Annotated in this window: 13 protein-coding genes and 2 pseudogenes; 6 read left to right on the top strand and 9 right to left on the bottom strand. The window is 71.4% G+C overall.

Features of this window, described 5'->3' with window-relative positions:
• The first annotated feature begins 125 nt into the window (after positions 1 to 125).
• The 6 genes from VFJ21_11845 (at position 126) to fbp (ending at position 5,621) form a co-directional block, all read left to right on the top strand.
• Complete coding sequence (locus tag VFJ21_11845; protein ID HET7407810.1) at positions 126 to 1,889, top strand: S53 family peptidase; 1,764 nt, start codon at positions 126 to 128, stop codon at positions 1,887 to 1,889.
• A 141-nt stretch (positions 1,890 to 2,030) separates the two neighbouring features.
• Complete coding sequence (locus tag VFJ21_11840) at positions 2,031 to 3,287, top strand: FAD/NAD(P)-binding oxidoreductase (protein HET7407809.1); 1,257 nt, start codon at positions 2,031 to 2,033, stop codon at positions 3,285 to 3,287.
• 2 nt (positions 3,288 to 3,289) lie between these two features.
• Positions 3,290 to 3,607: a TusE/DsrC/DsvC family sulfur relay protein gene (locus tag VFJ21_11835; protein ID HET7407808.1), complete on the top strand. Its 318-nt coding sequence runs from the start codon at positions 3,290 to 3,292 to the stop codon at positions 3,605 to 3,607.
• A gap of 19 nt (positions 3,608 to 3,626) precedes the next feature.
• Positions 3,627 to 4,094: a DsrE/DsrF/DrsH-like family protein gene (locus VFJ21_11830; GenBank protein HET7407807.1), complete on the top strand. Its 468-nt coding sequence runs from the start codon at positions 3,627 to 3,629 to the stop codon at positions 4,092 to 4,094.
• Positions 4,095 to 4,111: 17 nt separating this feature from the next.
• A complete protein-coding gene (locus VFJ21_11825) occupies positions 4,112 to 4,462 on the top strand; it encodes a DUF4437 domain-containing protein (protein ID HET7407806.1) in 351 nt (116 codons plus the stop codon).
• Positions 4,463 to 4,493: 31 nt separating this feature from the next.
• Positions 4,494 to 5,621, top strand: coding sequence for a fructose-1,6-bisphosphate aldolase/phosphatase (gene fbp, locus VFJ21_11820; GenBank protein HET7407805.1), 1,128 nt, complete (start codon positions 4,494 to 4,496; stop codon positions 5,619 to 5,621).
• On the opposite strand, the gene VFJ21_11815 is transcribed toward fbp, so the two are convergent.
• From VFJ21_11815 to VFJ21_11775, 9 genes and pseudogenes are all read right to left on the bottom strand, one after another.
• On the bottom strand, positions 5,585 to 8,314 hold the full coding sequence (locus VFJ21_11815; protein HET7407804.1) for a cation-transporting P-type ATPase: 2,730 nt from the start codon (positions 8,312 to 8,314) through the stop codon (positions 5,585 to 5,587). The two genes, fbp and VFJ21_11815, sit on opposite strands and share 37 nt — an antisense overlap.
• A gap of 40 nt (positions 8,315 to 8,354) precedes the next feature.
• Positions 8,355 to 8,597 (bottom strand): hypothetical protein, encoded by a 243-nt coding sequence (locus VFJ21_11810; GenBank protein ID HET7407803.1) that lies wholly within the window; start codon positions 8,595 to 8,597, stop codon positions 8,355 to 8,357.
• Positions 8,594 to 8,791 carry a DUF1918 domain-containing protein gene (locus tag VFJ21_11805; GenBank protein HET7407802.1) on the bottom strand — a complete coding sequence of 66 codons (198 nt, stop codon included), beginning with the start codon at positions 8,789 to 8,791 and terminating at the stop codon, positions 8,594 to 8,596. The genes VFJ21_11810 and VFJ21_11805 overlap by 4 nt, the downstream gene beginning before the upstream one ends.
• Before the next feature lie 106 nt (positions 8,792 to 8,897).
• A complete protein-coding gene (locus tag VFJ21_11800; GenBank protein HET7407801.1) occupies positions 8,898 to 10,346 on the bottom strand; it encodes an AAA family ATPase in 1,449 nt (482 codons plus the stop codon).
• A gap of 5 nt (positions 10,347 to 10,351) precedes the next feature.
• Positions 10,352 to 10,945 (bottom strand): CBS domain-containing protein, encoded by a 594-nt coding sequence (locus VFJ21_11795; protein ID HET7407800.1) that lies wholly within the window; start codon positions 10,943 to 10,945, stop codon positions 10,352 to 10,354.
• A gap of 156 nt (positions 10,946 to 11,101) precedes the next feature.
• Positions 11,102 to 11,317, bottom strand: coding sequence for an acyl carrier protein (locus tag VFJ21_11790; protein ID HET7407799.1), 216 nt, complete (start codon positions 11,315 to 11,317; stop codon positions 11,102 to 11,104).
• Positions 11,318 to 11,340: 23 nt separating this feature from the next.
• Positions 11,341 to 11,445: pseudogene (locus VFJ21_11785) on the bottom strand (2-oxo acid dehydrogenase subunit E2).
• A gap of 67 nt (positions 11,446 to 11,512) precedes the next feature.
• A pseudogene (locus VFJ21_11780) lies at positions 11,513 to 12,421 on the bottom strand (AMP-binding protein).
• Between the two features lie 341 nt (positions 12,422 to 12,762).
• Positions 12,763 to 13,866 carry a hypothetical protein gene (locus VFJ21_11775; protein HET7407798.1) on the bottom strand — a complete coding sequence of 368 codons (1,104 nt, stop codon included), beginning with the start codon at positions 13,864 to 13,866 and terminating at the stop codon, positions 12,763 to 12,765.
• Positions 13,867 to 13,890 lie beyond the last annotated feature (24 nt).

Raw genomic sequence — 13,890 nt, 5'->3', positions numbered from 1 at the left:
CCGCTGCGGCCGGCGGCGGAGAAATCTGCCCGCACAGGCAGGAACGGAGCGCACACATCGCGTAACGATCCCAGTGGACCGTCGTTGTCACGGCGGATGTTTCGGAACTGCGAAGGGTTGGGCGCGTGAAGCGACGGTGGCTGGCGGGCGGACTGGCGATGTGCGTGATCGCTGCCACGGCGGTTGCGGCGGAGGCCGCCACCGGCGGCGGCGGGCCTGCCTGGGCGCCCACGCACACGCAGGCGCTGCACGTCGACGCCCCGGTCCTCGGTGCTCTCCCGGCCGGCCAGCGGCTGCACATCAGCCTGACGCTGCCGCTGCGCAACAGCGCCGGTGTGCAGCAGCGCATCCATGACCTGGCCACCCCTGGCACCGCGTCGTACCAGCACTTCATGACTCCGGCGCAGGTGCTGGCGGAGTTCGGGCCGACGGCGGCGCACGTCGGCGCGGTCGAGGGTTACCTGCGCGCGCAGGGATTCCGCGACATCAGCGCCTCGTCCAACCGGCTGCTCGTCGACGCGACCGGCACGGTCGCGCAGGTGCAGCGGGCGTTCCACACCAGCCTGCTCTCCTACGCCCTCGACGGTCACACCGTCTACGCCAACGCGGCGCCCGCCTCCGTGCCCTCCCGGTTGGCCGGCGCCGTCACCGCGGTCCTCGGCCTGTCGAACCTCCCGATGGCGACCCCGCTCACCCGGGCGACGACCTCGCACCCGTCGACGCCCGCAGGCGTCGCGGCGAGCGGTTCACCCGACCTGACCGGCTTCACGCCCCGCGCCGTGGCGCACGCCTATGACGCCGACCGGCTGCCCCCGGCAGCCGGCACGTCGGTCGCCGTCGTGATGGGTGGCGACCCGGCGCCGATCATCAAGAACCTGCGCGTCGCCGAGAAGGCGTGGCGCTTCCCGCGGGTGCCGGTGAGCGTCCGCTACGGCGCCACCCCGCAGGTGGACGCCAACGACAACCCGATGACCGGCAACACCGAGTGGGACCTCGACACGCAGATCTCGACGATGGTCGCCGGCGCGGTCAACCGCCTCTGGATGTACGACGTCTCGACGTTCACCGACCCCGAGGTCGCCCGCGCCATCAACCTGTTCGTCGCCGACGACCACGCGACCGCGTTGTCGGCGTCGCTGGGTGAGTGCGACGTCATCGCGTTCCTCGACGGTGCGATGGTCACGACCGACGAGTCGCTGGCCGAGGGGGCGCTGCAGGGGCAGAGCATGTTCGCGTCGACCGGCGACAACGGGTACGCCTGCCCCGTCGTCATCTCCGTCGGCCTGCCGGCCGGGCCTCCCGGGGTGAGCTGGCCGTCGACGGGCGAGTACGTCACCGCGGTGGGCGGCACCACGCTGCTCGCCGACGACCAGGGCAACGTGCAGCAGGAGATCGCCTGGATCGCCGGGGGCGGCGGCATCAGCCCCTGGGAGACGGCGCCGCCGTGGACGCTGCGCGCCAACCCGGCGGGCCAGTCGTGGCAGTACACCAATCAGGGCGGTCGTGGCGTCCCCGACGTCGCGGCGCTGGCCGACGCCAACACGCCGTACCTCGTCTACGACGGCAGCAGCGGGCAGCCGGTCGGGGTCGGCGGGACCAGCGTCTCGAGCCCGCTGGTGATGGGCCTGTGGGCGCGGGTCGAGAGCGTGCGCGGCAACCGGCTCGGGCTGGCTGCGGCGGACTTCTACCGTCTCTACAACAAGGTCAACCCGGGCACCGTCGCGCAGCAGGTCGTGACCGTCTACGCGCCGCAGCCCAACCCGGGGGCGGTCAACGGCTTCCGCGACATCACGCTGGGCAGCAACGGGCTGTACCCGGCGACCCCCGGCTACGACTACACGACCGGGATCGGCGTCCTCGACGCGCTGCAGCTCGTGCGCGCGCTGTAGGTCAGCCGGCCGTCGGACCGGTCGTCTCGGCCCACGCGTCGAGATCGAGCCACCGGCCGTCGAGCCAGCGGGCGGTGCCCTCCGGGTCGGTGCGGACTTTCGGCCCTACCGGGCAGGTGCCGCGCGGCGTTGGCTAGCCGCATGACCACCCGCATCGTGGTCCTCGGAGCCGGCACCGGAGGCACGCTGGCGGCCAACCGGCTGCGGCAGTGCTACCCCGCGGGCGATGTCGAGATCGTCGTGGTCGACCAGGACGACAGTCACCTGTACCAGCCGGGGCTGCTGTTCGTGCCGTTCGGCCGATCGAGCGTCGAGGGGATCACCCGGTCACGACGTCGGCAGCTCCGGGACGGCGTCGACTTCCGGCAGGCCGCGATCGACCGGGTGGACACATCGGCCAGCCGGGTGTTCCTCGCCGGCGGGCGGGTGCTCGACTACGACGTGCTCGTCATCGCGACCGGCGCCAGGCTGCTCCCCGAGGAGACCGAGGGGCTGACCGGCGCGGGCTGGATGGAGCGGGTCTTCACCTTCTACACGGCCGAAGGCGCCGCCGCTCTGGCCGGTGCGCTCGCGACCTTCGACGGCGGCCGCCTCGTCGTCGACGTCGTCGACATGCCGATCAAGTGTCCCGTGGCGCCACTGGAGTTCTGCTTCCTCGCCGACTGGTACTTCCGGCGGCGCGGCGTACGCGACTCGGTCCGGCTCACCTACGTCACGCCGCTCGACGCGGCCTTCACCAAGCCGGTCGCCGCCGGTCGCCTCGCCGGGCTGCTCGAGGCCAAGGGCATCGAGCTCGTCACGGAGTTCGCCGTCGGAGAGGTCGCCGGCGGGGACGGCAGGTTGATCTCGTACGACGGACGCACGGTCGATTTCGACCTGGCAGTGGTGGTGCCTGCTCATGGCGGCGCGGCCTACGTCGGCCGGTCGCCCGGCCTCGGCGACGCGCTCGACTTCGTGCCCACCGACGAGCACACACTGCAGGCGCTCGCCGCTCCCAACGTCTTCGTCATCGGCGACGCCGCCAACCTGCCCGCTTCCAAGGCCGGTTCGGTCGCGCACTTCGAAGGCGACGTGCTGGTCGGCAACATCCGCGACTACCTGGCCGGGCGGCCGTTGCTGTCGAGCTTCGACGGGCACACCAGCTGCTTCGTCGAGACCGGGTTCGGCAAGGCGCTGCTCATCGACTTCAACTACGACACCGAGCCGTTGCCCGGGCACTTCCCGACCGCAGTGGGGCTGCCGTTGCTCAAGGAGTCGCGGTCCAACCATCTCGGCAAGCTGCTGTTCGAACCGCTCTACTGGCACGCCCTCCTGCGCGGTCGCGATCTGCCGAGACTGCACGCGCCGATGCCGATCGCCGGCAAGCAGCTGTCGGCCGTCGGAGCGCGAGAGGAGTAGCCATGCCCACCATCACGGTCGCCGGGGTGGCCGTCGAGGTCACCGAGGACGGGTTCTTCGCCGAGCCGGCGCAGTGGACCGAATACATGATCCCGGAACTCGCCGCCCGTGAGGGCATCGCCGACCCGAGCGAGGAGCAGCTGCGGGTCGTGAAGTTCATGCGGGCGGAGTACGCCCGCACCGGCTCCGGCCCCAACGTGCGGGCGCTGAGCAAGACCGCCGGAATCTCCATCAAGGACCTCTACCGGGTGTTCCCGGGCGGTCCGGCCAAGGTCGCGGCGCGCATCGCCGGTATCCCGAAGCCGCGCGGCTGCATCTAGGACGAACGGAGGTCGTGCGATGACCGCTCCCATCCAGAAGGTCTCGATCATCATCTCGAAAGGTTCTCTCGAGGGCATCTATCCCGGGCTGATCATGGCCAACGGTGCCCGTGCGGAAGGGATCGAGGTCAACCTGTTCTTCACGTTCTTCGGCCTGGACGCGATCCACGCCAAGCGGCACGAGCACGTCAAGGTGGCCACCGTCGGCAACCCCGGCCTGCACCTGGCCACGTGGGCAGGTGGCCTGCCGGGCGTCTCGTCGCTCATGACGCACTACCTGGAGCGCAAGATGGGCGACCTCGACATCCCCTCGATTCCGGAGTTCGTCGAGATGATCGCCGACACGGGTGCGGGCATCTACGCCTGCAAGGCCTCGGTCGACCTCTTCGCCCTCGAGAAGAACGACTTCATCCCGCAGGTCCAGGACATCATCACCGTCGGCGAGTTCTACGCGATGGCCGCCGGCGGACACATCATCTTCACGTAGCCGGCCGGAGGCTTCCCATGAGCCCGCAGACCATCGAGTCGACAGTCCGGCTCGTCCCCTACTCCGACGTCGACAAGCTGCCGTGGCACGAGCTGGCCGGTGCGGTCGGCGTCGACTGCAAGACGTTGTACGCCGCGGAGTCCGCCGTCGCGGGGCTGCTGCGGCTGCGTCCGGGCGCCGAGGAACCCAGCCACCTGCACCTCGACCGGGAGCACCACCTGTGGGTGCTGGTCGGTTCGGTGACGGTCGGCGGGACGGAACTGGTCGCCGGGAGCTACCTGCACGTGCCTCGCGGCGTGCGTCACACGTTGCACGACGGCGGCACCGGCAGCCTCCTGTTCTACGTGCACGGCCAGGCCGCGTCCTGAGCGGCGAACCCCCGACGGGTGAGGAGTCAGCATGTACACGCTCAGCATCATCAAGGCGGACACGGGCGGTTTCGTCGGCCATTCGGCGGTGCACCCCGAGATGCTCGAGGAGGCCCGCCGGCTCGTCGAGGCAGAGCGCGGGCAGCTGCTGATCGACGGGCAGGTCGCCGCCTGCGGCGACGACATCTCGCTGATCATGACCCACCAACGCGAGCCGGACGACCGGCTGGTGCACTCCTTCGCCTGGGACGTGTTCCAGGCGACGACGCGGATCGCCGAGAAGCTGGGGCTCTACGGCGCCGGGCAGGACCTGCTCTCCGACGCATTCTCGGGCAATCTGCGCGGCCTCGGCCCCGGGTACGCCGAGATGGAGCTCGAGGAGCGGCCGTCGGAGCCGGTGCTCGTCTTCCTCGCCGACAAGACCGAGCCGGGTGCCTGGAACCTGCCGCTGTTCCGCATGTTCGCCGACCCCTTCACCACGGCGGGTCTGGTCATCGACGCGAAGATGCACGACGGCTTCCGGTTCGAGATCTACGACCTCTACGAGGACAAGCGGATCGAGTTCGACACGCCGGAGGAGATGTACGACCTGCTGATGTACATCGGCACTCCGGCGCGCTACGTGATCCACTCGGTCACGTCACGCTCGTTGGAGATCCCGGGTGCGGCCACCAGCACGCAGCGGCTGTCCCTGATCGCCGGCAAGTACGTCGGCAAGGACGACCCCGTCATGATCGTGCGTTGCCAGTCGGGGCTGCCGGCCGTGGGCGAGGCGCTGGAGCCGTTCGCGTTCCCGCACTCCGTGGCGGGAGCCATGCGCGGGTCGCACCACGCGCCGCTGATGCCGGTGGCGGTCGGTGACGCGCACCCGGCGCGCTTCGACGGGCCGCCGCGGGTCGTGGCCCTCGGCTACCAGCTGCACAACGGCCGGCTGGTCGGGCCGCGCGACATGTTCGACGACCCGTCGTTCGACCGGGCCCGCTCGATGGCCAACGAGGTCATGGACTACCTACGTCGGCACGGACCCTTCGAGCCGCACCGGCTGTCCATGGAAGAGCTCGAGTACACGACCATGCACGACCTGGAGGCGCGGCTCGCCCGCCGCTGGCAGCCGATCGTCGGTCAGCTGGTCGTGCCGGAGCCGGCTCCGGCCGGCTGAGCCGCCCTTCGTCGGAGCCGGCCCCGCCGGAGTTCGTCGGCACCCCAGACGATCACGGGGAACGGCGCGACCAGCAGGAGCGACGGCCACGGCGGAGCGGCGGTCCCGAACACCTGCTGCACACCTGGCACGGTGACCAGCAGCGCGGTGAAGGCGAGCTCGAAGGCGATGCCCCAGAGCAGCAGCGGGTTGCTGGTCAGTCCGATGGCGCGCAGCGGGGCAAGGTCGGTGCGGGCGGCGACGGCGGTGCCCACCTGGCACGCGACGATCCCCACGAAGGTGGTCGTCGTCGCCTGCAAGTAGGCGTGGTGCAACGGGCTGCCGGACGTCGTGGCCGCTCCGGGGGACCATCCGGCGCGCCAGAGGGTGAAGAAGAACCCGCCGGTCACGAGCACCGCGGAGATGGCGCCGAGGAACGCCCATGCCCGGAACAGCAGCCGGCGATCGACGACGTGTTCGGACGGCGGCCGCGGGGGGCGGTCCATCAGGCCGGGCTCCGCAGGCTCGCGGCCGAGCGCAAGGGCGGGCAGCGTCTCCGTGCCCAGGTCCACCGCGAGGATCTGCATGACGGTCAGCGGGAGCGGCACCAGCCCTCCGGCCAGAGCGAAGACGAGGAACGGCACGATCTCCGGTGTCGCGTGCGCGAAGATGTAGAGGATGAACTTGCGCACGTTGTCGTAGACGCGGCGCCCTTCCTCCACCGCGGTCGCGATCGTCGCGAAGTTGTCATCGGTGAGCACCATCGTGGCGGCTTCGCGCGCCACCTCCGTGCCGCTGCGCCCCATCGCGATACCGATGTCGGCACGATGCAGCGCCGGCGCGTCGTTGACCCCGTCTCCCGTCATCGCCACCACGTGGTGCTGCGCCCGCAGCGCATCCGCGATGCGCAGCTTCGCCTCGGGCGAGCTGCGCGCGAAGACGATCTCGTCGTCCGCCTCCAGCAGCTCGTCGAGATCCGCTTCGCTCATGCGGTCGAGGTCGGGCCCGTTGACGACCCGCGGCTGCCCGCCACCGATGCCGACCTGGCGAGCGACGTGGGCGGCGGTCGCCCCGTGGTCGCCGGTCACGACGTGCACGCGGATGCCGGCACGGTGGCAGTCTGCGACGGCCGCCGCCACCTCGGGTCGGGGCGGGTCGAGCAGTCCGGCGATGCCGACGAGGGTCAGGTCGTGCTCCGCGTCGAGGCGGTCGACCGGGACACCGGCGAGTGGCCGGTAGGCCACCGCCAGCAGGCGCAGGCCGTCGGCCGCCATGGCCGCGAGCGTCCGGTCGGCCTCCCGGCGCAGCCCCGCGTCGAAGGTCCTGATGCCGTTCTCGGTGTGCACGTGTGTGCTCAGGTCGAGCACCGTCTCAGGGGCACCCTTGACGAGGAGGCACGCCGTGCCGTCGGCACCGCGCTGCACCGTAGACATCAGACGGCGCGCCGAGCTGAAGCGGAAGATCCGCACACGCGCGGTGTCGCGGGCCGTCGGATCGGCCTCCGCGCCCAGCAGCACGGCCAGGTCGTAGAGCGCGCGTTCGGTCGGATCGGCGGCTGTCGGCCCTTCGGCGGTCAGCTCGACCGTGGAGCATCCGGCCAGCGCCGCGGCCAGCCGTCGCTCGTCCGGATCGGGTTCCAGCCCGTCCGCCGACCGCCGTCCGGACGACGGGGTCCACAGGTCGACCGCCTGCATCTCGTTCTCGGTGAGGGTGCCTGTCTTGTCCGTGCAGATGACCGACGTCGACCCCAGCACCTCGACGGCGCTCAGGCGCCGCACTATCGATCCGCGCCGTGCGAGCGAGCGCACGCCGGCGGCCAGCGCGAGCGTGATCGTGGGCAGTAGGCCCTCGGGAACGTTCGCGACGAGTAGTCCGATCGCGAACAGGAACGCGTCGCGGGCGGGCAGCCCGGCGACGATTCCCAGCGGCATGAAGGCGCCACCAACGACCACGCCGACGGCCGCGATCAGCCAGGCCACCGAGCGCACCTGCCGCTCCAGTGGGCTCGGGGCCCGGTGCTGGTGCTGGCTGAGCGCGGCGATCCGCCCGAGCTCGGTCAGCCCGCCGGTCGCGTAGATCACCGCACGCGCAGAACCGGCCGTGCACAGCGTGCCGGACAGCAGCACGTCGGGAGCCGCCATCCAGCTGGTCTCCAGCGATCGATCGATGGCGAAGCGGGACACCGGCGCCGACTCACCCGTCAGAGCGGACATGTCGACGTCCACCGCGCCGTCGACGATCCGGGCGTCGGCGGAGATCCCGTCACCTTCCTCGACGAGGACGACGTCGCCGACCACGAGCGTGCGGGCATCGACTTCACGCGCCCGGCCGTCGCGAACGACCCGAACCGACCGGGGGAGCAGCGCGCCCAGCGCGGCCACCGCCCGCTGGGCCTGTCGTTCCTGGGTGAACGAGAAGACCGCGTTCAGCACGATGACCAGCACGATTGCGGCCGAGAGTGCGGCCGTGCCGGCAGCCAGGGACAGCCCTGCCGCCGCCCACAGCACCAGTGCCAACGGGTGCACCAGCTGGGCCAGGACTGCGGCCAGCCACGACTCATGGACCTCTTGGGGCAGCTGGTTGGGACCGTTGGCCAGTAGCCGACGCTCCGCCTCACGCTGGGACAGCCCCGCCTCGGTCGTGCGCAGGCGGCGCAGGAAGGCGGGTCGCGGTTCTCGCAGGTCGGGCTCGGCGCCTGCCTGGTTCGTGCTCATCCACGAACAGAGTTCGGCCGACCGGCCCGGCGTACGCGGGCTAGCGGAAGGCGTGCGGCGGCGTGCGCTCCGACAGCAGCTGACGGGCCAGGGTTTCCACCTGCCAGGGCAGATCGTCGCGGATGCCGAGGTGCAGGAGCTGCTCTCGCACGGCGGCCACCCGACGGATCACGGTGCCGGCCGGGTGGATGCCGGCGAATTCCGCGATCAACCGGTTGACGACGGCGAAGATCTGCTCCTGGTGGGCACGGCGTGCGGCGAACGCCGTGGTCGCCGCCGTCATGCCGACTCGTGGGTGAAGTGGTGCAGCCGCGCGTCAGGCCCGGGGAAGAACAGGCCTTCGTGGCCGTCATCCCAGCGCACCAGGTACGGCGGTTCGCCGTCGTGGCCGTGCACCTCGATGATCTCGCCGTCACGGGCTTTCTCGTCGAGGGTGTGACCCTCGACGATGATCCTGTCACCAACGGAAGCCTTCATCGTCCGCACCTCCCAGTGGTATCCAACGCAACTGCACGGGCGGCCGCTACGGGCGAGAGGACCCCCTTCGCCGGGGCTTTGGTCCCGACCCCGCGCCTGGATGCGATCAGCGCAGCAGCTCCGCCACCTGGGCGACGGTCTCTTCGAGGGCAGTGTCGGACCGCACGCCGTGGGCCGAGGGCCAGGGCTCGGCGTACTCGGCGAGCCGGCGCCGCACGTCGATCGTCGCGTCGGAGGTCGTCTCGCCCGGCCGGCGCGTCGCGATGCGTGCTTCGGCCGTCACGTCCAGCGTGAGGAGCGACACCTCGACCAGGTCCGTGGAGGTGCGGCGGGCCAGCGCAGCCGCCTCCTGCCGCTGCAGCGGATCGGTGAACGACGCGTCGAGGATGACGCTCTCGCCCATCTCGAGGTGGCGGCTTGCCTGCTCGAACATCTCGGCGTAGGCCGCCTCGCTCCATCCGGACGTGTAGATCCCGTTCCTGAAGTCCGCGCCGGCGGGCACGAGAGCGGGCAGGCCGGCCAGCTGCTTGCGCACGATGTCGGACGACAGCACCGGCCAGCCGGTGCGGCCCGCCACCGCCGTCGCGACCGTGGACTTGCCGGCGCCGGGGAGCCCGCCGATGACCAGCATCCGTACCCGCCCGACCTGCAGGTGCCGCAGCCCCAGCGAGGTCAGCTTGCGGGACTCCGCCGCAGCTCGTGCGGACTCCTCGCCCGTGGTCTGACCCGCGCGAATGGCGGAGACCTTCGCACGAATGTGCGCGCGGTGGGCGACGTAGTGGTGCTCGAGAGACCGCGGCCACCGGTCGTTGGACAGGGCCGCGTAACGGTCGAGCAGCCGTTGTGCGTACGCCGGTGCGCCCTGGTGTTCGAGATCCATGGCCAGGAAGGTGACGTCAGCGAGGGTGTCGCCGATCCGCAGCTCCCGGTCGAACTCCAGGCAGTCGAGGATTCGCGGCCCTTCGGGCAGGCAGAAGATGTCGTCCGTCAGCAGATCGCCGTGGCCGTCGCGCACGCGGCCTGCCGTCACCCGTGCCCGCAGCAACCCCTGTCGCCCGGCGAGGTAACGGTGGGCCAACCGCCGGGTCTCCTGCACGTCCGCCGAGGGCACGACGCCGGTGCGCTCGAGCAGGTCGAGCCCGTCGTCCCACCGCGCGCGCAGCAGGCGAGCCGAGCCCAGGTTCGCGGCGTCGTCGGGTATCTGCGCATCGGAGTGGAAGCGGGCGAGCAGCGACGCGATCTGGTCGACCTCCGCGGCGAGGTCCGTGCGCGTTCGCAGGAGGTGGCCGAGCCTCAGCTCGTCGGGCATGCGGCGCATCACGACCGCGTGCTCGTAGCCGTCCGGACCGCGAATCTCGGCGACGCCGAGGTAGACGTCCGGCGACAGCCGCCGGTTGAGTGCCACCTCGTCCGCGCACGCTCGTGCGCGTGCCTCGACCGAACGGAAGTCGAGGAACCCCAGGTGCACCGGTTTCTTGACCTTGTAGACGCGATCACCGGCGAAGAACAGCCACGCCGTGTGCGTTTCGAGCGCACGTGCGCAGGCTTCAGCCATGTCCCTCACCTCGTCCGGGCCCGGACGACTCCGGGCACCGTCTCCGCGACACGTACCGCTGCATCGGGGTCGATTCCTTCGGATGGCAGCGAGAGAACGACCAACCCCTGGTCCACGCTGATGGCGACGTCGGTGGCATCCCGGCCGAAGCAGTCCTCCAGCCGCCGGCGTACGGCCACCGCGAGTTCCTCGTCGGAGCGAGCCAGCGCGCGCAGTACGTCGCTGCGGCTGAGCATGCCGACGATCCGCCCTTCGTCCACCACCGGCAGGCTGCGTAGCCGGTGGCGGTCCATGAGAGCGACCGCGTCGGCGACGTCGCCGTGCGGATGCGTCGTCACTACGTCGTGCGACATGACGTCGACCACGCTCTCCGGTGGTGCCGTCGAGGGTCGTTGCGGGATCATGTGGGCCCGAGGATCCGGGCCGACGTCGTGACGTACCAAGTCGATGCCGCTGACGACGCCGACGAGTACACCGTCCTCGGCGACCACTGGGGCGGCACTGACGTCGCGCCCCACCAGGAGCGCCGCCGCTTGTTTGACCGGGGTGTCGGGGCGGACCGTGACGACCGCCTCCGCCATGATCTCGTCGACGCGCATGGCGACCTCCGCCCGGCCGGTGCATCTCTGTGCCGTCCGGCGCATCCATGGTCACGCCGCTGCTCCGACCGGGGGAGAGGCGAAAGTCCCGATGAGGTCGATCGACGACGTACCGGTCCGGCCGGAGAGGCCGAGACGGTGGTACGCCGGTGCGGGTCAGCTGTGCGCCACGAGGTAGGCGACGAGGTCGTGCAGCGTGGCGACCCGGCCGTAGTCCCGTTCCGGGATTTCGACGCCCGTGCGCTCGCAGAGCCCCTCGACGAGCGCGAGGAAGTCGAGCGAGTCGAGATCCAGCTCGTCGCGCAGGACGGCGGCACCGGGCACCTCGTCGAGCTCGACTTCGGGCGCGATGCGGCCCAGCACGGCAGCCACGGCAGCGCGGGCGGCGTCGTCGTTCACAGCTCCTCCGGTCGTTGCAGCAGGTCCGCGACCGCGGCGAGGTAACGGCCACCCCGGTGGCCGTCGCTGGCCCTGTGGTCGCCGGCGAGCGTGGCCTCGACGACCGGTCGCACACCGAGCAGGCCGTCCGACGCTGGAGCCGGGCCGGATGTCCGAAGCCGCGAAGTTGGCGATCATGATTCCGCCGGTCTCGGTCTGCCACCAGTTGTCGTGCACCGGGTGGTCCAGGGTGTCGGCGCTCCACCCCACCACCTCCGGGTTCAGCGGCTCACCCACGCTCGCGATGAAGCGAAGGTGCGACAGGTCGTGCTCGTGCGGTAGCTCGTCACCGGCGCGCATCAGCATGCGCAGTGCCGTCGGCGCGCTGTACCAGACGGTCACGCGCTGACGCTCCAGCAAGGAGTACCAGCGCAGCGCGTCGAACTCGGCCTGGTCGACGAGGGCCGTCGCGCCGTGGGTGAGCGGCGCGACGATGCCGTACGACGTGCCGGTGACCCAGCCCGGGTCGGCGGTGCACCAGAAGACGTCATCGGCACGGAGGTCGAGCGCGAACGCGGCCGTTGCGTGATGTGCGACGACCGCCTCGTGGACGTGCAGCGCGCCTTTCGGCGTGCCGGTCGTGCCGCTGGTGAAGTGCAGCAGCGCCGGATCCTGCGGATCGGTGGGCGGAATCGTGAACGAGGCGTCGGCCTGCCGCAGCAGCCCGTGGAACCCGGCCGTGCCGGCCGTCGCGTCGTCGTCCACCAGCAGCACGTGCCGGAGGCCGGGCAGCTGATCGCGGGCCGATGCCACCTTGCGGCGGTAGAGCGCCGCCGTGGTCACCAGCACCCGCGCGTCGCCGAGGGCCAGCCGCTGGCGCACCGGCTCGGGGCCGTACGCCGCGAACAGCGGGCTGAACACGCTGCGGTTCTTGAGCGTCCCGAGCGCGGTCACGTAGACCTCGAGGCCGCGCGGTAGCAGGGCGAAGACGCGCTCCCCGGGGCCGACGCCCAGATCGTGCAACGCGTCGGCGAACCGGTTGGTGAGCGCGGCGAGAGCGGCGTACGAGTGCTCCGTGACCGAACCGTCGCCTGCCACGATCCGCAACGCGATGTGCCCGCCGCGCCCCGCCGCGATGTGGCGATCGAGGGCTTCGTGCGCGATGTTGAGGCCACCACCGGGTAGCCCGTCGAGTCCGGCCCGCGCATCGGACCAGGTGAAGCTCGCCCGCTCGGTGGCGTAGTCGACGAGGTTGGCGCGGGCGCGGGCGCGGGCGACGGCCGGCTTGTGCACGACCGGCCAGTCCGTGGACACGCTGGTCACCTGGTCACCGTGCTCGACTCGGCGCCCGCGGGCCAGGGGCTTAGGTCCCGAGACGCGGGCCTCGCGTCAGCGGCCGGCGGCGCCGGCCGTTGTCGCCCTGGCAGCCAAGGCGACAGCTAGCGTGCGTCGCGCGCGATCCGGTTGGGTGGGCGCACCGTCGTCACCGGAGCTGCCGGCCAGCGTCGCGGTCCGGACCACAACGCCGGCACGGCGTCGGTGAGCCGGGCGATGTCGTAGGCGACCCGCTCGTAGTTGGCGCGCCATCCGCGGAAGTGAGGCCAGGCCTCCTCGGCGGACCGCTCGATCGGGAAGCCGGTCGCCGTCATCCTCTGGACGCCTGCCAGGTAGTCGGCGTACGGCAGCAGCAGGGGCAGGTCGGGGTCGGGGTCGCCCTCGACGCGCAGGCCGAGCACGAGGCCGATCTGCTGCAGCGCCGTGAACCCCATCCGCAGGCACAGTCGTGGCTCGATGCCGTCCCGGCTCGGGCACAGGGCGAGCAGCAGGGCCGCCGAGTCGAGCACGGCGAGCAAACCGACCAGCCAGGACGTGTGGGACTGCGGCGAACGGAACCGCGTGAGCACGGGGTAGTTGGTGTGGCTCTCCGCGACGTCGGCCGCCCACCGCTCCCACAGGGCGTAGTAGTCGGGGAGGTCGTCGGTGCGGGCGCGGGTGCCGTAGCGAGTGCGCGCCAGCAGCTCCGGGCCCCACGGTGGCGAGCCGGCGCGGGAGGCGAGCATGGTCACCTCGGTCTCGCGTCGGTTGAATGCGGCGTACAGCGTCGGCAGGTAGGCGATCTGCAGCGCGACGACGACCAGCCCCGTGGCCGCGGCGAGCACGTCGAGAATGGTCGGCGCAGGAGTGGCGGTCGCATCGAACCCGAGGGTGAACATCGAGCTCGCCGCCTCGCGGGCGGCGCCCCCGAACGCCGGGTGCCACGGCCAGAGCAGCAGCGTGAACGCGACGAGGAACGCCGCCAGCCACGTCGCGAGAAGCAGCAGCAGGTACGCCGGCGCCTGTGCAGCGAGCAGCTGGTCCCGCCGCTGGTAGTCGTGGACCCGGCGGGCGGCGAGCTGGAAGGTCGCGTCGACGATCCGGTCGACCACGCGGCTCAGCGCGCTCGAACGACCACGCGGGATGACCAGGACCCGCATGACGCTGGTCCACGTCACGATCACCCCGACGGCGCCGGCCGTCGCGGCGACATCGACTCCGACCGCCACCTGCTCGCTCCGCCCTCCGGCGGT

The sequence above is a fragment of the Mycobacteriales bacterium genome, assembly GCA_035690485.1.
In the GTDB taxonomy this organism is placed as follows: domain Bacteria; phylum Actinomycetota; class Actinomycetes; order JAFAQI01; family DASSKL01; genus DASSKL01.
This window is presented reverse-complemented; position numbering and strand designations above follow the sequence as displayed.